This is a genomic window from Ilumatobacter fluminis, assembly GCF_004364865.1.
In the GTDB taxonomy this organism is placed as follows: Bacteria; Actinomycetota; Acidimicrobiia; order Acidimicrobiales; family Ilumatobacteraceae; genus Ilumatobacter; species Ilumatobacter fluminis.
In genome coordinates this window covers 2476600-2499544 of record NZ_SOAU01000001.1, presented here as the reverse complement: position 1 = coordinate 2499544, position 22945 = coordinate 2476600, and the positions used below count along the sequence as shown (strand labels likewise).

Below are 22945 nucleotides of genomic sequence, written 5' to 3'. Positions count from 1 at the left end.
CTGCATGTTGCAGCTCATCGAGAACCTTCCCGGCAACGTGGTCGGGATCCGCGCCATCGGCGAAGTCGAGGACGACGACTACGAGGACGTGCTCGTCCCGGCGATCGAGGCGGCTCGGGCCGAGCACGAGAAGATCCGTCTGCTGTACGTGCTCGGTGAAGAGTTCACCGGCTACGAGGCCGACGCCATGCTCGAGGACGCGAAGCTCGGTGCACGCACGTTCACCGCGTACGACAAGATCGCCGTCGTCACCGACGCGACCTGGCTGCAGCGCACGGTGAAGGCGTTCGGCTGGATGATGCCGGGTGAGGTGCGCACCTTCCACACCGACGCCCTCGACGATGCGACCGGCTGGATCAGCAGCTGATCACCAGCTGATCTCGATCTCGATCGAACTCTCGTCGCCGACCTCGAGTTCGACCTCCACCTCGACCTTGTCGGGGACGGCGACGCGCGTGCGGATGCCGTCGCGCACGAACTCGATCTCGTTGTGACGCTCCAGCGAGTCGGCGAGGGCGTGCAACCGCTTCGCCGCCTCCTCGCGCGACATCCGACCTTCTTCTTCGATCTCGAACAGCTCCATGCCGCTCATTGTGGCCGGGCCGGGACGATCAGGACAGGGCCGGAGGTTCGTGATCCGGATGGGTCCTCGTCCACACCGTGTTCGCGATCCACGCCACCCCGACGACGGCCCCGGCGGTGACGGCGGTGAGCACGACACGGTCGCGGTTCGCCTCGACGAGCGACGCTGTCGAATCGGACGAGCTGAACACGACCATGATCGTGAGGTACGCCGAGTACACCCAGTAGCGGTTCGTCATCTCCTTGAGCATCGGCACGATGGCGAGCAGCGAGAGCACGCTCCAGAGGTCGGGCCACGGTAGTGCCCGGGCGAGGAGGAGGGCGGCCGCCCCACCGACGACCGTGCCGGTCGTCCGTTCGAGCGCCTTTCGGTACAGGTCGTGGCGTGACGGAAGAGCGACGAGGAAGAGGGTGAGGTTGGCCCAGGCGCCGTGCTCGACCTCGTACCCGACGACGAGCCCGTTCACGACGGCTGCGGCGAGCCCGAGACCGACCGAGTACGCGATCGCCGATCGGCGCGACAGCGTCGCGGCCGGTACGTGGACGTGGATCGTGCCCCGTCGGACGAGGAGCGAGAGCGTTGCGGCGGCCCACAGCGCCCCGCCGACCAGCAACACGGCGTCGAGTGCGGCGTCGCCGACGTCGACCGTCGGCGACACGGCGAAGCCGGCCGCGATGGCGCCGACGTTGACGGTCTTGGACAGTCCGTCGATCGCCGACCAGCCGACGCCGACGCCGAGCAGGCCGAAGACCGCCACGGCGGCGGGTACCGAGGTGCCGACGAGGCCGCCGGCGAACACGGCCACACCGCCGAAGGCGATCGTGATGGCAGCGGCACGTCGTCCTGCGAGCGTGCCGACCGCACCGGCGAGGGCGCCGAACTGGAGCGGCATCACGACGTCGGATCGGTCGGTGGCGATCGCCACGATCATCGGGGCGACGACGAGCAACCCGAACACGGCGACGCCGACCGTCCGCTCGATCCGTTGCCGTGTCGTCGGCGCGGCCCGACCTCCGCCTGTCTCGTCCACCGACTCGGACACTACGCGCTGCGGCCCGCGACGACGTGCTGAACGGACCGCGTGGTCGGGCCCTTGCTCGCGTAGGATCGGGCGCACATGTTCGTCAAGATCTGTGGGATCACCAACGAGGACGACGCGCTCTTCGCCGTCGCCATGGGTGCCGACGCGGTCGGCTTCATCTTCGCCCCGTCACAGCGCCAGGTCGCGCCGCAGGTGGTGTACGACATCACCCGCCGGCTCCCGCCCGAGGTGCTGACGGTGGGCGTGTTCAAGGACGAGCATCCGTCGCGGGTCGTCGAGATCGCGAACAAGTCCGGCGTGAAGGCCGTACAGCTCCACGGACGCGAGACGATCGAGCAGACTCGGGAGATCGCACACAACGTTCGCTACGTCATCAAGGCGTTCGGGGCCGACTCGCCGCACCTGGCCAAGGCCGACCAGTACGGCACCGATCTGGTGATGGTCGACTCACCCGGCGGAGGCACCGGCAAGCTGTTCGACTGGAACGTCGTGAGTGACGTCCCCGACTCGGTGCGTCTGATCCTGGCCGGCGGACTCGACCCCGACAATGTCGCGTCGGCGATCCAGGCCGTCGAACCGTGGGGCGTCGACGTCGCCTCCGGCGTCGAGTTGTCACCCGGCAAGAAAGACCCGAGCAAGGTCAGGCGCTTCATCGCGAACGCACGTGCCGCCGCACCGACGCCGTATCTCGGCCCCGACGATCTGCCCTACGACTGGGCTGACGAATAATCCCGCCCCCGACCACGGACCGTTCCCGATGACCGACACCACCCCCTTCGACACCCGATTCGACGATGACTCCCTCATGTCCGAACCCGACCCGACCGGTCGGTTCGGCGAGTTCGGCGGCCGGTTCGTCCCCGAGACCCTGGTGCCCGCCTGCCAGCAGCTCGAGGCCGGCTTCCGTGAGGCCTGGTCCGATCCCGAGTTCCGCGACGAGCTCGACACGATCCTGCGTGACTACGCCGGTCGGCCGTCGATGCTCACCGAGTGCTTCCGCCTGAGTGAGGAACTCGGCGTGCGCATCTTCATGAAGCGCGAAGACCTGAACCACACCGGTTCGCACAAGATCAACAACGTGCTCGGGCAGGCGCTCCTCGCCAAGCGGATGGGCAAGCAACGACTCGTCGCCGAGACCGGCGCCGGCCAGCACGGTGTCGCCACGGCGACCGCCGCCGCGTTGATGGGTCTCGACTGCAAGGTGTACATGGGCGCCGTCGACGTCGAACGACAGGCGCTGAACGTGTTCCGGATGCGGCTGCTCGGCGCCGAGGTCGAGGCCGTCCACTCCGGATCGAAGACGCTGAAGGACGCCGTCAACGAGGCGATGCGCGACTGGGTCGCGACGGTCGACGGGTCGCACTACTGCCTCGGTTCGGTCATGGGGCCGCACCCGTACCCGTGGATGGTGCGCCAGTTCCACCGGGTGATCGGCGACGAGGCACGCGAGCAGTGCCGTGCGGCCACCGGGGGCGATCCCGACGTGGTCGTCGCCTGCGTCGGCGGCGGTTCGAACGCGATCGGCATCTTCACCGGCTTCGTCGACACCGACGCCCGACTGGTCGGTGTGGAGCCCGCCGGGGGAGCGGCGGTTCGTCACGGCGTGCCGGGCGTCGTCCACGGCATGCGCAGCTACCTGATGCAGGACGAGTACGGCCAGGTCGAAGAGGCGCTGTCGATCTCGGCCGGCCTCGACTATCCGGGCGTCGGGCCCGAACACTCGTGGCTGTCGTCGATCGGGCGGGCCGAGTACCCCAACGTCACCGACGACGAGGTCGTCGAGGCGTTCCAGTTGCTGTCCCGCACCGAGGGCATCATCCCCGCGCTCGAGTCGGCCCACGCGATCGCGTGGCTGAGCCGTGAGGCGCACACGATCCAGGGCCAGACCGTCGTGGTCAACCTGTCGGGTCGTGGTGACAAGGACGTCGCACAGATGATGGACGTGCTCGGCGATCGGGGCGAGGCGTGAGCGAGACGTTCGGCCGCATCGAGACCGAGTTCCGCGCCAAGCGCGACGCCGGGCACAAGCTGCTCGTCCCGTACATCACCGGGGGTTACCCGGGCTGGCAGGACGCGATCCGCGCCTGTGCCGCACAGGGCGCGGACGCCGTCGAGATCGGGATCCCGTTCTCCGACCCGGTCATGGACGGTCCGGTGATCCAACAGGCGTCGCAGGCGGCGCTCGATCGCGGCGCGACGCCGCAGTCGGTCCTCGACGAGGTGCCACGCCTCGACGTCGAGATCCCCCTGCTCGTCATGACGTACTACAACCTGGTGCACCACGACGGCCACCGCCGGTTCGCCCACCGACTCGTCGAGGCGGGCGTCTCGGGTTGCATCCTGCCCGACCTGCCGCTCGAGGAGTCCGAGCCGTGGACCCGGGCCGCCGATCACGAAGGCGTCGAGACCGTCATGCTCGCCGCTCCGACGGCGCCCGACGATCGCCTGCCGCGAGTCGCCGCCCGCGCCCGAGGCTTCCTGTACTCGGTCGGCTTGCTCGGCGTCACGGGTGAGCGCGACGAACTCGCTGCCACGGCGACCGCCCTCGCCGGACGCCTGAAGGCGATCACCGAGGTGCCGGTGCTCGTCGGTGTCGGCGTCTCGAACGCCGAGCAGGCCTACGAGGCAACTCGCGTCGCCGACGGTGTGATCCAGGGCGCGTCGATGATGCGCCGCCTCATCGATCAGGGCCCCGATGCCGTCGGTGAGTACGTCGCCGAGGTCCGCGCCTCGATCGACCGGCACTGACGCGAACCGGCCTGACCCGGGCCGGTGCCCGGTCTCCACCGCACGCGAAACGGGGGACCCGGCGAGCCGGGTCCCCCGTTTCCTGTTCTGTGCGATCGCCGGCTGCCGCCGTTGGTGACGTTGCCCCACCAGTCACCGTCCGTGCGGACCGGAGCGATCATCGTGCGTCGACGCCGTGGTCGGGTCGGTCAGTGGGCGGAGGCACCCGGCTCACTGCGACCGTCCCGCGGTCGTCGGCGCATGTGGAATCAGCACGGCCTGACGTAGTGCATGGTTGCCTCCTTCCGACCTGGGACAAACGGTCAGTGGGAACAATAGCACTCTGCGTGAGACCACTTGCCAAATTTCCGAAAGTTTCTTGAAAGAGACGTCGTGATCTGGGCATTTGCGCGACGTGGAGTGACGGTGGGACCACAATCACGTCGCGTGAGAGCCACGTCATGTGGCCACTATTTCAGTGTTCTCTCAATGCCGCAGCCGTGTCGGTCGACCGTCGATCGTCGTTGATCACCGTTCATCGTCGGTGCGGAGCGTCGGTGCGGGTCGTCGGTGCGGAGCGTCGCGGTCTCGTCGCCTACGCTGCCGTCGTGCGCCCCGACGAGCTCCTCCCGCATCGACCGCCGTTCCTCTTCGTCGACGAGATCGTCGATCTCGTGCCCGGTGAGTCGGCGCGCGGCATCTGGCGGCTCACGGGGGAGGAGTACTTCTTCGCCGGTCACTTCCCGGGGCGTCCGACGCTGCCGGGCGTGCTGATGTGCGAGGCGATCGCTCAGGTCGGCGCACTCGCCGTGCTCGCCGACGAGCGCTTCTCGGGCAAGCTGCCGCTGTTCGGCGGCCTCGACAAGGCGCGTTTCCGTCGGCAGGTCGGGCCGGGCGACGAGCTGGTGCTCGAATGCGAGATGACGCGCCTCAGTACCCGTGCGGGGAAGGGGAGCGGTCGAGCGCTCCTGAACGGCGAGGTGGCGACCGAGGCCGACCTGATGTTCGTCGTCGTCGACCAGCAGTAGCCGACGACGACGAACCCGATCCGGTGTGCTCAGCCCGCCGGGCCGAGCACGATCGTGCCGTTGTGGCCGCCGAACCCGAAGTTGTTCGAGATCGTGGGGCCGGGCGTCCACTCACGTGGCTCGCCGATGACGACGTCGATCTGCATCTCGTCGTCGAGCACCTTCGTGTTGGCCGTCGGCGGGATGAGGCCGTGTTCGAACGACAGCAGCACCGCTGCAGCCTCGAGTGCGCCCGCAGCGCCGAGGGCGTGACCGGTGACGCCCTTGGTGGAGACGACCGGAACCGAACCGGCACCGAACACGTCGGTGATCGCGGCCGCCTCGGCGGCGTCGTTCAGCGGGGTCGACGTGCCGTGCGCGTTGATCTGCTTGACGTCGGCCGGTGAGATCCCGGCGTCGTCGAGCGCCTGACGCATGCAGCTGATGGCGCCGACGCCACCCGGTGACGGAGCGGTGATGTGGTGGGCGTCGGCCGTGCTGGCCCCACCCATGATCTCGCCGATGATCGTGGCGCCGCGGGCGACGGCGGTGTCCCACTCCTCGAGCACGAACGCGGCAGCGCCTTCGCCCATGACGAAACCGTCACGGTCGGTGTCGAACGGGCGGCTGGTGCCACTCGACGACAGCGCGGTCATGTTGCCGAACCCGGCCAGGGCCGTGATCGTGCCGGCGTGCTCGGAGCCACCGCCGATGACGGCGTCGGCGAGACCCCAGGCGATCAGTCGGGCGGCGTAGGTGAGGGCGTGCGTGCCGGCCGCGCAGGCCGTCACGATGGTCTCGCAGGGCCCTTGGAAGCCGTGCCGCATCGACACCGCAGCGCCGGGAGCGTTCGCCATCATCATCGGGACGAGGAACGGCGACACGCGCCGCTCACCCTTGTCGATGCGGACGGTGATCTGCTCTTCGAGGGTGTGGATGCCGCCGACGCCGGTGCCGAAGATCGTGCCGATGCGCGACGGGTCGACGCTGAGTTCGCCCGCCTGCTCGAGTGCCTCGGCGGCGGCTGCGATGGCGTACTGCTCGACACCGTCGGCGCGACGCGCGACCTTCGGCGACTCGTAGTACGGCGACGAGTCCCAGTCGGTGATCTCGGTCAGGCGCCCGACACCGTCGAGCCCCGGACCGAGCAGCCCGTTCCAGTAGGCCTCCTTGCCGAGCCCGCAGGGGGCGACGACACCGAGGCCGGTGATCGCGACGCGGCGGCCCTGACCCTGCATGTTGCTCAGAGCTTCGCGGCGACCAGCTCGTAGGCCTGGCCGACGGTCTCGATGCCTTCGAGTTCGTCCTCGGGCACCTCGACACCGAACTCTTCTTCGAGCGCCATGACGAGCTCGACCAGGTCGAGGCTGTCGGCGTCGAGATCGTCACCGAACTTGGCGTCGGGGGTCACCTGCTCTTCGGAGACCGAGAGCACCTCGACGGCGCACTTCTGGAAGCGGGCGAACAGTTCTTGATCCAACGGATTGTCTCCTTGCTAGGTGGGGCGGCCCACAGTGTAGGGGTCGCCCGGTCGGTGATTCTGGGTTCGGGTCAGTGACCCATGCCGAGGCCGCCGTCGACGGGGATGACGGCTCCGGTGATGTAGGCGGCATCGGATGATGCCAGGAACGCAACCGCGCCGGCGATCTCGTCGGGCGTCGCCGCCCGTTCGAGCGGCACGGCGGCGACGATGTCGGCGAGGCGGTCCTCGCCGAGGGCGGCGGTCATGTCGGTGGCGACCGGACCGGGCGCGACGACGTTGACGGTGATGCCGCGCGAACCGAGCTCGCGCGCCAGCGAGCGGGCCAGACCGACGAGACCCGCCTTGGACGCCGCGTAGTTGGCCTGGCCGGGAGCGCCGAGCAGGCCGACGACGGACGACATCAACACGATCCGACCCTTGCGGGCCTTCAACATGCCGCGAGCCGCCCGCTTCGTGACGCGGTACGACGCCGTGAGGTTGGCGTCGAGCACTGTGGCGAAGTCGTCCTCGCTCATGCGGAGCAGGAGGGTGTCGCGGGTGACACCCGCGTTCGAGACGAGGATCTCGACCGGGCCGCCGAACTCGGCCTCGACCGCCGAGAACGCTGCGTCGACCTCTTCGGTGTCGGTGACGTCGCACTTGACGCCGAAGAACCCCTCGGGCGGCGGCGACGAGTTGTAGGTGACGGCGACGTGGTCGCCGAGCGCCTTGAACCGTTCGGCGCAGGCGAGCCCGATGCCGCGTGAACCGCCGGTGATGAGGACGATGCGTGGTTCGTTCGTGGACGGCGCGTCGGCGGGCGTGGCGCTCATTCGGCGTCACCGCCCCAACGCAGCACGCAGCTGCCGGCCGTCATGCCGCCGCCGAATCCGACGAGCAGGACCAGGTCGCCGTGCTGGACGCGTCCGTGGTCGAGAGCGTCGGCGAGCGCGAGCGGGATCGACGCCGACGAGGTGTTGCCGGTGCGATGGATGACCGTCGCCGCCTTCTCGACCGGCACGCCGAGGCGCTCGCAGGCGGCCTGGATGATGCGGATGTTGGCCTGGTGCGGCACGACGAGGTCGATGTCGTCGGCGGTCACCCCGGCGTGCGTCATCGCCTTCTCGGCCGAGTCGACCATGAGCCGGACCGCCCGTCGGAAGACCTCCTTGCCTTCCATCTTGATGGTGCCGCCGACGTCGGCGTGGAGGATCGACAGCAACGAGCCGTCGGCGTCGAGATCCCAGCCGAGCAGCTGACCGGCGCCCTCGACCGACTCGAGCACGACGGCGCCGGCGCCGTCGGCGAACAGGGGAGCGGTGCCACGATCGTCCCAGTCGGTGATGCGTGAGAGCGTGTCGGTGCCGATCACGAGCACGCGATCGGCACCCATGGCGATCATGCCGTGTGCCTGGACCAGCGCGTACATGAAGCCGGTGCAGGCGGCATTGACCTCGATGGCGCCGCACGACAGGCCGAGTTCGTTCTGGACGAGTGCCGCGGTGCCCCACTGCTTGTCGGGCGTGGTGGTGGCGAGCACGAGTGCGTCGATCCGGTCGGGCGTGAGCCCGGCCATCTCGAGCGCCTGGCGGCCGGCGTCGGCCGACAGCCCGGCGGTCGAACCGCCCACCCGTCGCTCCTCGATGCCGGTGCGAGCGCGGATCCACTCGTCGCTGGTGTCCATGGTCGCGGCGAGTTCGTCGTTCGTGACGATCTTCTCGGGAAGTGCGGTTCCCCAGCCGGAGATGACGGCGCCGGTGGCGCCGGGTCGGATGGCAGGCATTGGTACCCCCTGTTGCCCTCAGTCGGTGCGCAGCCAGGCGATCGGCTGGCGCGAGGTGACGCGTTCGGTGTCGACGGCGATGAAGCTCTGGAGCACACCGCGGAACGGTGACCGGACCTCGTGCTCGCCGACCTGGCCGATCACGGTGCCGACGTCGATCAGATCGCCGGACGCGACGGCTGCCGGTGTGAAGATGCCGGCCGCAGGCGAGACCACGAGACGCTCGACGGCGAAGAGATGCTCGCCCTCGAGTGAGGCGGCGCCGGCGTCGGCGGTGCCACCCATCCACTCGACGAGCTTGTCGAGGTCGTCCGGTGTCGCGACCGAGATGGTGCGGGCGCCGTCGACGCTTCGCTTCGCCATGCCGGTCAGCACACCGCCCGGGCCGAGTTCGGCGAAGTCGGTGACGCCGAGCGACGAGAGCGTCTGGAGCGAATGCTTCCAGCGAACCGGGCTCGCGAGCTGTGCAGACAGCAGCGCCGACCACTCGTTGCCTCGGTCGTGCGGCTTCGCATCGACGTTGGAGACGACCGGGATCTCGGCATCGCGGATGTCGGCCGCTGCCAACGCGTCGCGGAGCCGGTCTCGTGCCGGTGCCATGAACGCGGTGTGGAACGCACCGGACACCTGGAGCGGCATCACCCGCTTCGCACCGAGGTCCTTGGCGTGCTTGCCGGCTGCCTCGACACCGTCGGGTGAGCCGGCGATGACCACCTGGCCGGGTGCGTTGAAGTTGGCGACCCAGACGTCGGCGTCGGCGAGATTGCACGCCACCTCGACCTGGTCGTCGTCGAGGCCGAGCACCGCCGCCATCGTCCCGACCCGCTCGCTGCCGGCGTCGTGCATCGCCGCAGCGCGTTCGGCGACGAGGACGACGCCTTCGTCGAAGCCGAGCGCACCGGTGGCGGCCAACGCGGTGTACTCACCGAGCGAGTGTCCGGCGCAGAAGCTGGCCTCGATGCCGAGGCGTTCGACGGCGTCGAGGACCATCAAGCTCGACACGAACGTCGTGAGCTGTGCGTTGCGGGTGTCGCGGAGCTCGTCGGCGTCGGCGTCGAGCAGCAGTGCACCGACGTCGCGGCCGGCGACATCGCTCGCCTCGTCGACGAGTTCCCAGCTCTCGTGGTCGACCCAGGGTCGGCCCATGCCGGGTCGCTGCGACCCCTGTCCGGGGAAGGTGAAGGCGAGCATCGAGGCGAGGCTAGACCGATTCGGACGGCGTGCCAGCACTACTGGTGGGTAACCCGCGACTTTTCGCGGCAACGTGCCGGATGGGTCATCGCGGTTGTCGTCACGGACCTGTCATGAAGTGGTCGGTTGTCGTGTCGCGCGTCACGCCTACGCTGCGGCTATGAGTTCGACCCCGCCACCGCCGCCACCGCCGCCGTCCTCGATGCCGCCGCCCCCGCCGGGTGGCCCGAGTGGCGCCGACGGCGTGCCCGGTGGCGTTCCCGGCGGTCCGTACGTGCCCGGCAACCGCACCCTCCCGTCGCCGTGGAAGCGGATCGGCGCCCGTTTCCTCGACGGCCTCATCGTCGGCCTCGTCTTCGGGTCGATCTTCTCGGCGATCGTGTTGAGCGGTGACGACGACGGCGGTCTCGGTGGCTTCGGCACTGATGCGAGCTTCGGCAAGCTCTACCTGATCAGCATCATGGGTGCCGCCGTGGGCTTCGTCTGGGATGCGGTCTGCACGAAGCAGTTCGGCGGTTCGCCGATGAAGCTCGCGTTCGGCATGCGCGTGGTGCAGGCCGGCAACGGCGAGCCGGTCGAGTGGTCACACGCCATCATTCGTTGGGCGGTGCCGGGCGCGCTCGCGCTGCTGCCGCTCGCCAACTTCGGTGGCCTGATCAACCTGGTGATCGTGATCGTCAGCCTCGTGTTCCTCTTCACGAAGCCGCTTCGTCAGGCCGTCTGGGATCTCGCCGCCAAGACGATCGTCGTCGACAAGTAGTCCGACGGTCACGATCGTTGCGACGACGACCTGGCGACGGAGGCTCTGCTGCGCTGGTCGCGGCGCTAGCCTCGTCGCGCACGCCCCGGTAGCCCAACGGCAGAGGCAGCGGTCTCAAACACCGTCAAGTGTGGGTTCGAATCCCACCCGGGGCACATGGCAGCCTGGCTGACCCAGCGTCGGTTGTCGCAGAATGCGACCCGTCTCAAACAGCTGCGCGCCGAGTTGGCGCAGCTCGACGAGCAGGTGATGTACCTGCGTTCCGACGCGGACGACACGGCGCTGCGAGCGCTCGTCTCGGAGACGCCGGGGGCGGCGCAGGAAGCGACGCAGGCCGAGAAGCATGCGGCGGCACTCGACAAGACGAGGCGCCACGTGGTCGACGAGATCGCCAAGCTCGAGGCCAAGCAGGACGAACTGCTCGACCGCCTCACCGGATCCTGAACAGGGCAGGTACGGCTCGCTCTGATTGAATGGTGCCGCCCGCACCCGGCGGGCCGAGAAAGGAACCACGTTGTCACTCCGAGTCGTCATCGCCGAAGACGAGGCCATCATCCGGATGGACCTACGCGAGACCCTCGAAGAAGAGGGGTACGACGTCGTGGGCGAAACGGGTCGCGGCGACGAAGCCGTGCGGCTCGTTCGCGAGCTCGAACCCGATCTGGCCGTGCTCGACGTGAAGATGCCCGGGATGGACGGGCTCGAGGCAGCCGGCATCATCACGAGCGAGAAGCTCTGCGGTGTCCTGATCCTCACCGCGTTCAGCCAGCGTGAGATCGTCGAGCAGGCGCGCGACGCCGGTGCGCTTGCGTACCTCGTCAAGCCGTTCCAGAAGAGCGATCTCGTCCCGGCGATCGAGGTGGCGATCGGCCGGTTCCGCGAACTGCGCAACCTGACCGGCGAGGTCGACGCGCTCGGCGAACAGCTCGAGACCCGCAAGACGATCGACCGTGCCAAGGGGCTGCTCATCGACGAGTGCGGCATGAAAGAAGGCGACGCCTTCAGCTTCATCCAGCGCACCGCCATGAGCGAGCGCACCAAGATGCGCGACGTCGCCGAGCGGATCCTCGACGGCACCTTGCGACCCTGACGCCCGGATCGTCACCGACGCCGTGGGATGTTTCCCGCGCGGCGTAACCTCCGTCGGGTGGGTACCTACCTCCTCGTCGACGGCAACTCGCTGACCTACCGGGCGTTCTTCGCACTCCCGCCCGACATGGCCACGGCCAGCGGGCAGGTGACCAACGCCGTCTTCGGCTTCACGTCGATGCTCATCAACGTGCTGAAGGACCATCAACCCGACGGCATCCTCGTCGCGTTCGACCGTCCGGAGCCGACGTTCCGGCACGAGGCCGAGCCCGAGTACAAGGCGCAGCGCGAGGCGGCGCCCGACATTCTTCGCCAGCAGATGGGTCTCGTGCGTGAGGTCCTCGACTCGCTCGGCATCCAGCAGGTCGACGCGGCCGGCTGGGAGGCGGACGACCTGATCGCCAGCGCCGTCGACCGGCTGGTCGACCGCGGCGACGACGTCATCATCGTCACCGGCGACCGCGACAGCTACCAGCTGGTGGCCGATCCGCATGTCAAGGTGCTGTACAACAAGCGCGGCGTCAGCGACTACGCCCTCTACGACGAGGCGGGGATCGAGGAGCGCACCGGGGTGTCGCCTGCCCTGTATCCGCAGTACGCGGCGCTCCGTGGTGACAACTCCGACAACTTGCCGGGCGTGCCCGGGGTGGGCGAGAAGACCGCGGCGAAGCTGATCAACAAGTACGGCGGCCTCGACGGCATCTTCGAACACGTCGACGAGCAGACGCCGAAGTTGCGCGAGAATCTGGGTGCGCACGAGGAGCGGGCGCGCAAGAACCTCGAACTGATGCTGCTGCGCCACGATGCCCCGCTCGACAGTGTCGACTTCGACGATCTGGCGATCACCCCGCATCCCGAGGAACAGCAGCGCCTGTTCGACTTCCTGGAGTTCCGGACACTGGGCGATCGGCTCGCCGATGCGCTCGGGCCGGACGCCGGCATCGCCGGAAGCTCGCCTCGCGACGAGCTCGTTGCCGAGGTCACCGAGCTCGACGACCCGGCCGCGATCGCGTCGGCTCTCGGATCGCTCGACGTCGTCGACCTCGCCGCCGTCTGGTCGGGTGAACCGGGCCGATCCGACGTCGTCGGAGTGGCGTTCGTGACCGATGCGTCGTCGTCGGAGGTTGCGTGGTTCGCCGGCGCACTGCTGCGCGACGACGCCGTCGCCGACGCACTGTCGTCGCACGAGCACCTTCGCGGTCACAACGTCAAGGCGCTGATGCGGAGTCTCCTCGAGGCCGACGTCGACCTCCGGGGCCTGCAGCTCGACATTGCGATCGCCGCGTACCTGATCGACCCGTCCGAGGCCCGCTACGAGCTGGCCGACCTGCTCGAGAAGTTCACCTCGTACGCGCCGCCGAGCGACGACGCATCGGCGTCGGGCCAGCTCGATCTCGACGGTGCGGCCGTCAGCGACGCCCAGCGCGCAGGCCGCGACGCCCTCGCCGTCCACCACATCGCCGGGCCGATCGAGGCGAGTCTCGACACCCACGGCATGGCCGGTCTCTACCACGAGATCGAGAATCCGCTGGTGCGCGTGTTGGCCCGGATGGAGCACGTCGGTGTCGGTGTCGACGCCGACACCCTGCGGTCGATCAACGAACGACTGACATCCGAGGTCGAATCGCTGGGTGCCGAGCTCCGCCAGGTCGCCGGTCGCGACGACCTGAACCTGAACTCGCCGACCCAGTTGCGTGCCCTCCTGTACGACGAGCGCGAACTCAGCCCGCAGGGTGTCAAGAAGACCAAATCCGGCTACTCGACCGACGCCCAGACGCTGGAGAAGCTGCGCGACCAGTGGCCCGAGTTCATCGAGCCGCTGCTCCGTCACCGTGAGGTCGAGAAGCTGCGCGGCACGTACGGGGAAGGACTCCTGCACGAGGTCGGGCCGGATGGTCGCATCCACGCGACGTTCAACCAGACCGTCGCACGCACGGGTCGCTTGAGTTCCGACAAGCCGAACCTGCACAACATCCCGGTCCGTTCCGATGCCGGCCGTGTGTTCCGCACGGCGTTCGTGCCGTCGGAGGGTCGCGAACTGCTGGTCGCCGACTACAACCAGATCGAGTTGCGCTGCATCGCCCACCTCGCCGCCGACCCCGGATTGATCGAGGCGTTCACCAGCGGCAGCGACATCCACAACGCGACGGCGTCGCGGGTGTTCGAGGTCGAGCCGGACGCCGTGACGCTCGATCAGCGTTCGAAGGCGAAGATGGTGTCGTACGGATTGGCGTACGGCATGGAGGCATACGGGCTCGGCCAGCGCCTCAACATCCCGACCGACGAGGCCGCCAAGATCCTCGACGCCTACTTCGAGGCCTTCCCGAACGTCAAGGCCTACATGGACGCCACCGTTCAGGAGGCCCGCAAGAACGGGTACACCGAGACCCTGTTCGGTCGTCGTCGGCCGATCCCCGAGCTGCTCAACTCGAACTGGCGGATCCGTCAGGCGGGGGAGCGGCAGGCGATGAACGCCGGCATCCAGGGGCTGGCCGCCGACATCTTCAAGGTCGCGCTCGTGCGCATCGACGCCGCGCTCGACGATGTCGGGCTCGAGAGCGAGCTGGTACTCCAGGTGCACGACGAGGTCATCGTCGAGGTGCCGGCGGCCGAGCGCGAGCGCGTCGGCGGTCTGGTCGTCGACCTGATGCGAGGGGCCGCCGACCTCGACGTCCCGCTCGAGGTCAACGTCGCCTGGGGCTCCACGTGGGCCGACGCCAAGGGGTAGTTCTCGAAATCCCCGAAGACGCCTTGGCGAATGCTGTTAGCTCTCCTTAACCTGGTGGGGTGCCGACGGCTTCGACGTATCCAGGCGTCCGCCCGACGGTCGATCCGTTCGACGTCCGAGACCCTGCTCGCGTCGCGCGCCCGGCCATCGCCCACCGCAACGGCACGATCACGTACGGCGACCTGGTCGGCCTGATCGATCGCCGAGTCGCCGCGTTCGACGACGCCGGGCTGCCCGACCGGTCGATCGTGGTGTTGACCGGTGACAACGGCGTCGAGTGGGTCGTGTCGTACCTGGCGCTCCTGGCCCGCCGCGACGTGCCACTCCTCGCCGCCGATCACATCGACCGCCTGGTCGAACGGTGGACGCCCGCTGCGGTGCTGCAGGTCGGCGCCGACGATTGGCACCTCGCCGTCGACCGGTCGGCGCCGTCGTCCGAGCTCCACCCCGACCTCGGCCTGCTGATGAGCACCAGTGGGTCGACCGGCAACCCCAAGCTCGTGCGCCTGTCGGTCGACAACCTCGTCGCCAACGCCCGGTCGATCGCCGAGTTCCAGGGGCTCACCTCGAACGACGTCGGCATCACGAGCCTGCCGCTCCGCTACAGCTTCGGCCTGTCGATCCTGCACTCGCACCTCGCCGTGGCCGGCAGTGTGGTCACCACGTCGACGTCGGTCGTCGATCCGTGCTTCCGGGCCCTCATGCTCGACCACGGCGTCACCAACCTGGCCGGGGTGCCGCACACCTACGATCTGCTCGACCAAGCCGGACCCGAACAGGTGCGTGTCCCGACGCTGCGGTTCCTGGCGCAGGCCGGCGGCAAGATGGCCGCCGACAAGGTCGCGGCGTGGGCCCAGCGCGCCGATCGGTGGCACGCCCAGTGGTTCTCGATGTACGGCGCGACCGAGGCCACGGCTCGCATGACGTACGTCCCGCCGGCCGACGTGCGGGCGAACCCCGACACGATCGGCATCGCCATCCCCGGCGGGGCCCTCGAGATCCGACCGACCGACGCCGTCGACACGATGAACGACGTGATGGACGACACCGGGGCCGAGACGGGCGAGATCGTCTACACCGGGCCGAACGTGATGCTCGGGTATGCGACCGAGCACGCCGATCTCGCCGCAGGTCGCACGATCGACGAGCTCCGGACCGGCGACCTCGGTCGTCGCGACCCCGACACCGGCTTCGTCCGGGTCGTCGGGCGGCTCGCACGTCGCGTCAAGCCGTACGGGCTGCGCATCGACCTCGACGACGTCGAACGCCACCTGGCCGATGCCGGTGTCGCTTCCGACGTCGCCGGCGACGACGACCTGCTCGCCGTCGCGGCGCCCCACACCGACCCGACCCGCACCGTCGAGCTCGTCGTCCGAGCCACCGGCCTGCCGTCCAATCGGGTCGTCGCGTTCGACCGGGTCGCACCGAGGACGAGCAACGGCAAGCTCGACTACCCGGCGCTGCTGGCCGACGCCCACGCTGCGGTGGCCGTCACCCCGCTCGACGACGGGCCGGGCGATCGGCAGGGTGCGGTGCAGGCGACGTTCGCCGCTGTGCTCGGCGTCGACTCGATCACCGACGACGACACCTTCGTCGGCCTCGGTGGCGATTCGCTCAGCTACATCGAGTGTTCGATCCGTCTCGAGCGTGCGCTCGGGTCACTGCCCTCCGATTGGCACCTGCGACCCGTCTCCGAACTGGCCGCCGACCGGGCCCCGAAGCGCCTCGCCCGTGTCGACACCACCGTCGTCCTGCGCGCCGTCGGCATTCTCGCCGTCGTCTCGACCCACATGCGGCTGTGGCACGTCCCCGGTGGGTCGCACCTGTTGCTCGGCGTCGTCGGCTACAACCTGGCCCGCTTCACCATGCCGATCGCCGACACCCGGGCGCGGCTGCGGTCCGGCATGCGCACCGTGCTCCGCGTCGCCGTGCCGACACTGCTGTGGACGCTGGCGTTCATGGCCTTGGGTCAGTACACCTGGCACACCCTGACACTCGTCAACAACTACATCGGCCCGCGGTCGCACGCCGGCAACCACTGGCACTTCTGGTTCATCGAGGTCTTCGTGCACGTCGTCGTCCTGACGCTGCTGTTCACGTCGATCCCGTTCGTCCGGCGTCTCGACCTCCGGTTCCCGTACGCGTTCCCGCTGACGATGCTCGGACTCGTGCTCACCCTCCGGATGGATTGGGCCGACCTGGGCGACTGGTACAACCTGCGCTTCCGCACCCACGCGGTCGCCTGGTTCTTCGTCCTCGGCTGGCTGATCCAGCGGTCGACGCGACGCCACCTGCAGGTGCTCACGAGCGTCATCGCGCTGGTCACCGCGTACGGCGTGTTCAACAACCCCCGGCGCGAGTACTTCATCGCCACCGGTCTCGTGCTGCTCGTGTGGGTGAAGGAGATCCCGATGCCCCGGCGTGCGGTTGCCCCGATCGCCACCATCGCTGCGGCGAGCATGTGGATCCTCATCAGTCACTTCATGATCTGGCCACCGATGAAGGACTGGTTCATCGTCGAGGTGGCCTACCCCCTCACCGTCCTCGCATCGATCGGCGTCTGGTGGACGTTCACGCACGGCCCTCGGCTGGTGCGCGAGCGCGTCGTTCCGGCCGTACGATCCCGACCCGTCGCCGCCTCGAACCGGCCGGCGACCTCACTCGTCTAGGAGTTCCATGACCCCCCGAATCGATCGCCGACACGCTCGACGTCTCGCACTCCCGATCCTCGCCGTCGGCGGCATCGCCCTCGCCGGCTGCGGTGGCGACGACGACGTCCTGCGGGTCTACAGCGGACGTCACTACGGCATCGAGGCGGCGTTCGAGCAGTTCACGGAAGAGACCGGTATCGAGGTCGAGTTCCTGACCGGCAACGACGCCGAGCTCCGCGAGCGCATCGCGGCCGAAGGCGACGAGACCAAGGCCGACGCCTACATCACGGTCGATGCCGGCAACCTGGCCGCCGCAGCCGAGGAGGGCCTCTTCCAGCCGATCGAGTCCGAGGTGTTGTCGTCGGCGATCCCGGCCGAGCTGAGCGACCCCGACGGGCTCTGGTACGGGCTGACGGTGCGGGCCCGCACCATCGTCTACAACCCCGACGAGATCGCGGTCGACGACCTGCCGACCTCGTATGAGGAACTCGCCGATCCGGAGTGGAACGACCGGGTCTGCATGCGCAACGCCTCGAACGTGTACCAGCAGTCGCTCGTCGCCAGCCTGATCGAGCACCACGGCTACGACGGCGCGCTCGAGATCGTCGAAGGCTGGGCGGCGAACGCCGACATCATGGGCAACGACGTCCTGATCCTCGAAGCCGTCAACGACGGGCTGTGCGAGGTCGGCGTGACGAACCACTACTACCTCGCACGCGAATACGACGAGAACCCCGATTTCGACGTCGAGCTGATCTGGGCGAACCAGGACGACCGCGGCACCCACGTCAACGTGTCGGGTGGCGGCATCACGACCCACTCCAGCCACCCCGAGGACGCCCTCGTCTTCCTCGAGTGGCTCGCCACCGACGGCCAGCAGGTCCTCATCGGCGGCAACCACGAGTTCCCGGCCAACCCCGACGTCCCGCCCGACGAGGTGCTCGTCGAACGGTTCGGCGTCGACTTCGTGCGCGACCCGCTCCAGGCGTCGGTGTTCGGCGCGCTCAACCCCGACGCCGTCCGGCTGATGGACGAGGCCGGCTACGGCTGATCGGGGCGGCACGGTGATCGAGTTCCGTCGACCGACCTCCCGGAGCGGGTGGTCGTGGATGTCGGTGCTCATCGCCGCGCTCGTGGTGATCCCGGTGGCCATGCTGGCCGCCAGCATCCTGACGCCGCGGAGCGACGTCTGGTCGCAGCAATGGGCGACCCGCCTGCCCGGCGAGATCGTCGACACCGCGCTCCTGCTCGCCGGGGTCGGCGTCTGCTCGACGCTGCTCGGCACGGGTCTGGCCTGGCTCGTGTCGGCCTACCGGTTCCCCGGCGTGCGGGTGTTCGGCTGGATGCTGATCCTGCCGCTCGCGATGCCGAGCTACATCCTCGGCTTCCTCACCCTCGCCACGCTCGGACCCACCGGTCCGGTGCAAGACCAATGGCGGAGCTGGTTCGGCACCGACGCATGGTTCCCCGACATCGAGTCGATCTGGGGTGCGACGATCGCGTTCACCCTCGTGCTCTACCCGTACACGTACCTGCTGGCTCGCGCCGCGCTTCGCGACCAGGCGGGTGGCGCCTACTTCGCGGCACGGATCCTCGGCGCCGGCCCCACGGAGGCCGCACGGCGTGTCGTCCTCCCGCTGGTGCGGCCGGCCATCGCGGCCGGAGCGGCGGTCGTGATGATGGAGACGCTCACCGACTTCGCCACGGTGCAGTACTTCGGTGTCGACACCGTGTCGGTGGGCGTGTTCCGGATCTGGCGCGGCACCTACGACCGTGATGCGGCTGCCGAGATCGCCACGGTGGTCTTGGCCTTCGCCCTCGTCGCGATCGCGATCGAGCGGATCGCACGCGGTCGGGCCCGGTTCGGGCAGAGCGGGGGAGAGGGTGCCGGTCTCGAACGTCGGGTGCTCACCGGGTGGCGCGCCGTGGCGGCGTCGGTCGCGTGCGGCGCCGTCGTGGTGGCGGCTTTCGCCGGCCCGGTCCTGCAGCTGGTCGTCTGGGCCGTGCGCGAACAGACGAGCGACCGAGGCACACCGCTCGTCGACTCGTTCCCCGAGTACCTGTCGAACTCCGTCCAACTGATGGTGATCACCGTGGTCGTCTGCCTCGTGGCGGCGGTCGTCGTCGCCAACGCCCAGCGGTTCGGGAGTCGCCGACTCACCGGCGTGGCCGCTCGTGCCGCGGCCATCGGCTACGCCGTGCCGGGCCCGGTCGTCGGCATGGGCGTGATCCTCGCGGTCGTCGGCGCCGACGAACTGCTCGAGGCGATCGGGCTCGACCTGCCGGGCGCCGTGGCGACCGGCTCGCTGGTGGTGCTGGTGTACGCGTACGTCGTCCGATTCCTCGCTCCCGGGCTCGGGGCGGTCGAGTCCGGACTCGGACAGGTCTCGGAGGAGATGACCGCGTCGGCGCGATCGCTCGGCGCCTCGTCGATCGGGACGATCCGTCGCGTGCACCTGCCGCTGTCGAAGGCGTCACTGCTGTCGGCGGCGATCCTCGTCGGGGTCGACGCCCTGAAGGAACTGCCGATCGTGCTGCTGCTCCGACCGTTCGGTTTCGAGACGTTGCCGGTGTGGGTCTACAACCTGGCCTCGGAGTCGCGGTACGAGCAGGCGGCACTCCCCGCGCTGTCGATCATCCTGGTGGCACTGATCCCGGTCGCACTGCTCTCGCGCCGTCTCGAACGCCCCGGATAGCTTGTCCGCTGGTGTTATCGATCACGGAGCGCCGATGACGGCATTGCAGTTCGACCACGTGACGAAACGGTTCGGCCGGTTCGACCGTCAGGTCGTCGCGCTCGACGACGTGTCGATCCAGCTCGCCGACCACGAGGTGCTCGCCCTGGTGGGGCCGAGTGGCTGCGGCAAGTCGACCCTCCTCCGAGCGATCGCCGGCATCCACCCGATCGACGAGGGCACGATCCGTCTCGGCGACCGAGTCGTCGACGACGGGCGCGTCCAGATGCCGCCCGAGAAGCGTCGAGTCGGCCTGGTGTTCCAGGAGCACGCCCTGTTCCCGCACCTGTCGGTCACCGACAACGTGGCGTTCGGGGTGCGCGACGACACCGCGCCCACTCGGGCGGCCGAGATGCTCGATCTCGTGGGCATGTCCGAGTACGCCGATCGGTATCCGCACGAGCTGTCCGGTGGCGAACGGCAGCGGGTCGCCCTCGCTCGTGCGTTGGCGCCGAACCCCGACCTCATGCTGCTCGACGAGCCGTTCGCGAGCCTCGACACGAACCTGCGTGCCCGAGTCCGCGACGACGTCGTGGCAATCCTGCGATCGACGCGCACGCCGGCGGTCTTCGTGACCCACGATCAGCACGACGCCCTGGCCGTCGGCGACCGGATCGCCGTCATGCGCGCCGGACGGGTCGTGCAGGTGGCGGCGCCCGACGTGGTCTTCCACCGCCCGGTCGACCGGTTCGTCGCGTCGTTCATGGGCGAGGCGAGCTATGTGCCGGTCGCCGCGGCGTCCGACGTCGTGGGCCTCGCCGACGAGCTCACCGCACTCACGGAGCCGGAGGCGACCGACCGGACGCTGATGCTCCGACCCGACGACATCGTGCTCGAGCACGGCGACGGTGCCGTGGTCGAACACGCCGAGTTCCGCGGCACGGTCTGGTGTTACACGGTGCGGCTGGCGAACGGCGCCGCCGTCAAGTCGCTGCGCAACCACCTCGAACCCGTCCAGGTCGGCTCGTCGGTGCAGGCACGACTCCGTCCCGGACACCATCCGGTGGTGCTCGATGCCTGACCGCGACCACTGGTTCGAAGACGTCGCCGACCACCTCGGCGCCGCCTACCTGCGGTACTCGTTCACCAAGGGAACCCGCCAGGAGATCGACTTCCTGGTCGACGAGCTCGGTCTCGAACCCGGCATGCGGGTGCTCGACGTCGGGTGCGGCCCGGGCCGTCACGCGTACGAGCTGGCCGAACGCGGGATCGCCACCCACGGTGTCGACGTGAGCCGGCGGTTCGTCGACCTCGCCGCCGACGGTGCGCCGACGGGCGCCACCTTCGAACGGATGGACGCCCGGCACCTGGTCGACCGCGACGACCTCGCCGGGAGGTTCGACGCCGTCATCTGCCTCTGCCAGGGCGCCTTCGGCCTGATGACCGCCGATGGTCACGACCGCACCGTGCTCGCCGGCATCTCGCAGGCGCTCTCGCCGGGCGGGCGCCTGGCGTTGAGCGCCTTCAGCTCGTACTTCGTGGTGAAACACTGGGAGGGCGCCGACTTCGACGCCGACACCGGCGTCAACCACGAGCGGACCGAGATCCGGGACGAGGCGGGCGTGGCGGCCGAGACGAGCCTCTGGACCGGCTGCTACACACCCCGCGAGCTGCGGTTGTTGTGCGACCTGACCGGGCTTGAGGTCGACGCGATCCACTCGGTCGAGCCGGGTGCGTACCGTCGCGCCGAGCCCACCACCGACACCGCCGAGTTCCTCGTCATCGCCACCCGGCGCTGATCCTGCGGGAACGTGGCCGCCTCGGCGGGTGTGCTGCTACCATGGTCGCCTGCGTTGGGGCGTTCCCGGCGCGCCCAGAGCACTACTCAATGTCCGTTTCGAAAGCAGTCCATTCCTTGTCCGATACCACTACCACCGAGCCCACCACCGATTCCAACTTCGGTACCTTCGACGAAGAGGGCAACTACACACCGCGTGAGGTCGTCTCGAACGACCTCGGCATGAGCTTCGCCGACGCCATCGACGGCACGATCGTCGAAGTCGAAGACGGTGAGCTCGTGCACGGCACCGTCGTCAAGATCGACAAGGACGAAGTGCTGCTCGACATCGGCTACAAGAGCGAGGGTGTCATCCCGAGCCGCGAGCTGAGCATCCGCAACGACGTCGACCCGTCCGAGGTCGTCAGCATGGGTGACCAGGTCGAAGCGCTCGTCCTCACCAAGGAAGACAAGGAAGGACGCCTCGTCCTGTCGAAGAAGCGTGCGCAGTACGAGCGTGCGTGGGGCGACATCGAGGCCAAGAAGGAAGCCGACGAGATCGTCGAGGGTCCGGTCATCGAGGTCGTCAAGGGCGGCCTGATCGTCGACATCGGCCTGCGTGGCTTCCTCCCCGCATCGCTCGTCGAGCTCCGTCGTGTCCGCGACCTCCAGCCGTACATCGGCCAGACGGTCCAGGCGAAGATCATCGAGCTCGACAAGAACCGCAACAACGTCGTGCTCTCGCGCCGCGCCTACCTGGAAGAGACCCAGAAGGAGACGCGCGACAGCTTCCTCAACAACCTCAAGATCGGCGAGGTCCGCGAGGGCACCGTGTCGTCGGTCGTCAGCTTCGGCGCCTTCGTCGACCTCGGTGGCATGGACGGACTCATCCACGTCAGCGAGCTGTCGTGGAAGCACGTCGACCACCCGGGCTCGGTCGTCGCCGTCGGCGACCCCGTCAAGGTCCAGGTCCTCGACGTCGACTTCAGTCGCGAGCGCATCTCGCTGTCGCTCAAGGCCACCCAGGCCGATCCGTGGCAGGAGTTCGCCGAGACCCACGAGGTCGGGCAGCTCGTCTACGGCCGTGTCACCAAGCTCGTCCAGTTCGGTGCGTTCGTCCAGGTGGGCGACGGCATCGAAGGTCTCGTGCACATCTCGGAGATGTCGGCGCACCACGTCGATTCGCCCGAGCAGGTCGTCACGCCGGGCGAAGAGCTCTGGGTCAAGATCATCGATCTCGACCTGCAGCGTCGCCGCATCTCGCTGTCGATCAAGCAGGCCGCCGAGGGTGGCGAGCTCGCCCCCGAGTACTCGGAGCACTTCGAGGTCGACGACGAGGGCAACTGGGCCGCCAGCGAAGAGGTCGAGGCTGCTTGGGCCGAGTTCGAGTCGGCTGACGCCGGCGACGAAGCGGCTGCCGAGGGTGGCGACGACGCCGCCCCCGCCGACGAGGCCTGAGGCTCGTAGCGC

At 68.9% G+C, this 22945-nt stretch carries 22 protein-coding genes and 1 tRNA gene; 16 read left to right on the top strand and 7 right to left on the bottom strand.

Going from position 1 to position 22945, the window contains the following annotated elements; genetic code table 11:
• Positions 1 to 4 precede the first annotated feature (4 nt).
• Entirely contained in the window at positions 5 to 367 is a 363-nt protein-coding gene (locus BDK89_RS11375) for a SpoIIAA family protein (RefSeq protein WP_208294051.1), read from the top strand.
• Here BDK89_RS11375 and BDK89_RS11370 read toward each other — a convergent pair whose 3' ends face one another.
• On the bottom strand, positions 368 to 583 hold the full coding sequence (locus BDK89_RS11370) for an amphi-Trp domain-containing protein (RefSeq protein WP_208294050.1): 216 nt from the start codon (positions 581 to 583) through the stop codon (positions 368 to 370).
• A gap of 28 nt (positions 584 to 611) precedes the next feature.
• Positions 612 to 1613, bottom strand: coding sequence for an FUSC family protein (locus BDK89_RS11365; protein WP_133869052.1), 1002 nt, complete (start codon positions 1611 to 1613; stop codon positions 612 to 614).
• An 87-nt stretch (positions 1614 to 1700) separates the two neighbouring features.
• Here BDK89_RS11365 and BDK89_RS11360 point away from each other — a divergent pair, with 87 nt between their 5' ends.
• The 4 genes from BDK89_RS11360 (at position 1701) to fabZ (ending at position 5380) form a co-directional block, all read left to right on the top strand.
• Positions 1701 to 2354, top strand: a complete 654-nt coding sequence (locus BDK89_RS11360) for a phosphoribosylanthranilate isomerase (protein WP_133869051.1) — start codon at positions 1701 to 1703, stop codon at positions 2352 to 2354.
• Positions 2355 to 2382: 28 nt separating this feature from the next.
• Complete coding sequence (gene trpB / locus BDK89_RS11355; RefSeq protein ID WP_243839151.1) at positions 2383 to 3594, top strand: tryptophan synthase subunit beta; 1212 nt, start codon at positions 2383 to 2385, stop codon at positions 3592 to 3594.
• Complete coding sequence (gene trpA, locus BDK89_RS11350; protein WP_133869050.1) at positions 3591 to 4373, top strand: tryptophan synthase subunit alpha; 783 nt, start codon at positions 3591 to 3593, stop codon at positions 4371 to 4373. The genes trpB and trpA overlap by 4 nt, the downstream gene beginning before the upstream one ends.
• A 587-nt stretch (positions 4374 to 4960) precedes the next feature.
• On the top strand, positions 4961 to 5380 hold the full coding sequence (gene fabZ / locus BDK89_RS11345) for a 3-hydroxyacyl-ACP dehydratase FabZ (RefSeq protein ID WP_243839150.1): 420 nt from the start codon (positions 4961 to 4963) through the stop codon (positions 5378 to 5380).
• Between the two features lie 29 nt (positions 5381 to 5409).
• On the opposite strand, the gene BDK89_RS11340 is transcribed toward fabZ, so the two are convergent.
• From BDK89_RS11340 to fabD, 5 genes are all read right to left on the bottom strand, one after another.
• Positions 5410 to 6597, bottom strand: a complete 1188-nt coding sequence (locus BDK89_RS11340) for a beta-ketoacyl-[acyl-carrier-protein] synthase family protein (protein ID WP_133869048.1) — start codon at positions 6595 to 6597, stop codon at positions 5410 to 5412.
• 5 nt (positions 6598 to 6602) lie between these two features.
• Positions 6603 to 6839: an acyl carrier protein gene (gene acpP / locus BDK89_RS11335; RefSeq protein ID WP_133869047.1), complete on the bottom strand. Its 237-nt coding sequence runs from the start codon at positions 6837 to 6839 to the stop codon at positions 6603 to 6605.
• A gap of 71 nt (positions 6840 to 6910) precedes the next feature.
• Entirely contained in the window at positions 6911 to 7654 is a 744-nt protein-coding gene (gene fabG, locus BDK89_RS11330) for a 3-oxoacyl-ACP reductase FabG (protein WP_133869046.1), read from the bottom strand.
• On the bottom strand, positions 7651 to 8604 hold the full coding sequence (locus tag BDK89_RS11325; RefSeq protein WP_133869045.1) for a beta-ketoacyl-ACP synthase III: 954 nt from the start codon (positions 8602 to 8604) through the stop codon (positions 7651 to 7653). Before BDK89_RS11325 ends, fabG begins: the two co-directional genes overlap by 4 nt.
• A gap of 18 nt (positions 8605 to 8622) precedes the next feature.
• The gene (gene fabD, locus BDK89_RS11320) at positions 8623 to 9795 is read right to left on the bottom strand and encodes an ACP S-malonyltransferase (protein ID WP_133869044.1); all 1173 of its coding nucleotides are present in this window, start codon (positions 9793 to 9795) and stop codon (positions 8623 to 8625) included.
• 160 nt (positions 9796 to 9955) lie between these two features.
• On the opposite strand from fabD, the gene BDK89_RS22165 reads away from it, so the two are divergent.
• From BDK89_RS22165 to rpsA, 11 genes are all read left to right on the top strand, one after another.
• Positions 9956 to 10555, top strand: a complete 600-nt coding sequence (locus tag BDK89_RS22165; protein WP_133869043.1) for an RDD family protein — start codon at positions 9956 to 9958, stop codon at positions 10553 to 10555.
• 82 nt (positions 10556 to 10637) lie between these two features.
• Positions 10638 to 10710, top strand: a tRNA-Leu gene (locus BDK89_RS11310).
• A 1-nt stretch (position 10711) separates the two neighbouring features.
• A complete protein-coding gene (locus tag BDK89_RS11305) occupies positions 10712 to 10999 on the top strand; it encodes a hypothetical protein (protein WP_133869042.1) in 288 nt (95 codons plus the stop codon).
• 70 nt (positions 11000 to 11069) lie between these two features.
• The gene (locus tag BDK89_RS11300) at positions 11070 to 11645 is read left to right on the top strand and encodes an ANTAR domain-containing response regulator (protein ID WP_208294049.1); all 576 of its coding nucleotides are present in this window, start codon (positions 11070 to 11072) and stop codon (positions 11643 to 11645) included.
• A 57-nt stretch (positions 11646 to 11702) separates the two neighbouring features.
• Positions 11703 to 14372 (top strand): DNA polymerase I, encoded by a 2670-nt coding sequence (gene polA, locus BDK89_RS11295; RefSeq protein WP_133869041.1) that lies wholly within the window; start codon positions 11703 to 11705, stop codon positions 14370 to 14372.
• Positions 14373 to 14431: 59 nt separating this feature from the next.
• Positions 14432 to 17041 carry an AMP-binding protein gene (locus BDK89_RS11290; protein WP_133869040.1) on the top strand — a complete coding sequence of 870 codons (2610 nt, stop codon included), beginning with the start codon at positions 14432 to 14434 and terminating at the stop codon, positions 17039 to 17041.
• 7 nt (positions 17042 to 17048) lie between these two features.
• Complete coding sequence (locus BDK89_RS11285; RefSeq protein WP_133869039.1) at positions 17049 to 18074, top strand: extracellular solute-binding protein; 1026 nt, start codon at positions 17049 to 17051, stop codon at positions 18072 to 18074.
• 58 nt (positions 18075 to 18132) lie between these two features.
• Entirely contained in the window at positions 18133 to 19719 is a 1587-nt protein-coding gene (locus BDK89_RS11280; protein WP_133869038.1) for an ABC transporter permease, read from the top strand.
• Positions 19720 to 19753: 34 nt separating this feature from the next.
• On the top strand, positions 19754 to 20779 hold the full coding sequence (locus BDK89_RS11275; RefSeq protein WP_133869037.1) for an ABC transporter ATP-binding protein: 1026 nt from the start codon (positions 19754 to 19756) through the stop codon (positions 20777 to 20779).
• Positions 20772 to 21497 (top strand): SAM-dependent methyltransferase, encoded by a 726-nt coding sequence (locus BDK89_RS11270; protein WP_133869036.1) that lies wholly within the window; start codon positions 20772 to 20774, stop codon positions 21495 to 21497. The genes BDK89_RS11275 and BDK89_RS11270 overlap by 8 nt, the downstream gene beginning before the upstream one ends.
• 221 nt (positions 21498 to 21718) lie before the next feature.
• Positions 21719 to 22933 carry a 30S ribosomal protein S1 gene (rpsA, locus tag BDK89_RS11265; protein ID WP_133871069.1) on the top strand — a complete coding sequence of 405 codons (1215 nt, stop codon included), beginning with the start codon at positions 21719 to 21721 and terminating at the stop codon, positions 22931 to 22933.
• Positions 22934 to 22945: the final 12 nt, after the last annotated feature.

Excerpts from the sequence above, each read along its gene's own strand:
- BDK89_RS11375 (WP_208294051.1), top strand. The coding sequence starts at position 5 with ATGTTGCAGCTCATCGAGAACCTTCCCGGCAACGTGGTCGGGATCCGC.
- BDK89_RS11370 (WP_208294050.1), bottom strand. The coding sequence starts at position 583 with ATGGAGCTGTTCGAGATCGAAGAAGAAGGTCGGATGTCGCGCGAGGAG.
- BDK89_RS11360 (WP_133869051.1), top strand. The coding sequence starts at position 1,701 with ATGTTCGTCAAGATCTGTGGGATCACCAACGAGGACGACGCGCTCTTC.
- trpB (WP_243839151.1), top strand. The coding sequence starts at position 2,383 with ATGACCGACACCACCCCCTTCGACACCCGATTCGACGATGACTCCCTC.
- BDK89_RS11340 (WP_133869048.1), bottom strand. The coding sequence starts at position 6,597 with ATGCAGGGTCAGGGCCGCCGCGTCGCGATCACCGGCCTCGGTGTCGTC.
- fabG (WP_133869046.1), bottom strand. The coding sequence starts at position 7,654 with ATGAGCGCCACGCCCGCCGACGCGCCGTCCACGAACGAACCACGCATC.
- BDK89_RS11325 (WP_133869045.1), bottom strand. The coding sequence starts at position 8,604 with ATGCCTGCCATCCGACCCGGCGCCACCGGCGCCGTCATCTCCGGCTGG.
- fabD (WP_133869044.1), bottom strand. The coding sequence starts at position 9,795 with ATGCTCGCCTTCACCTTCCCCGGACAGGGGTCGCAGCGACCCGGCATG.
- BDK89_RS22165 (WP_133869043.1), top strand. The coding sequence starts at position 9,956 with ATGAGTTCGACCCCGCCACCGCCGCCACCGCCGCCGTCCTCGATGCCG.
- BDK89_RS11305 (WP_133869042.1), top strand. The coding sequence starts at position 10,712 with ATGGCAGCCTGGCTGACCCAGCGTCGGTTGTCGCAGAATGCGACCCGT.
- BDK89_RS11285 (WP_133869039.1), top strand. The coding sequence starts at position 17,049 with ATGACCCCCCGAATCGATCGCCGACACGCTCGACGTCTCGCACTCCCG.
- BDK89_RS11280 (WP_133869038.1), top strand. The coding sequence starts at position 18,133 with ATGTCGGTGCTCATCGCCGCGCTCGTGGTGATCCCGGTGGCCATGCTG.
- BDK89_RS11275 (WP_133869037.1), top strand. The coding sequence starts at position 19,754 with ATGACGGCATTGCAGTTCGACCACGTGACGAAACGGTTCGGCCGGTTC.
- BDK89_RS11270 (WP_133869036.1), top strand. The coding sequence starts at position 20,772 with ATGCCTGACCGCGACCACTGGTTCGAAGACGTCGCCGACCACCTCGGC.
- rpsA (WP_133871069.1), top strand. The coding sequence starts at position 21,719 with ATGAGCTTCGCCGACGCCATCGACGGCACGATCGTCGAAGTCGAAGAC.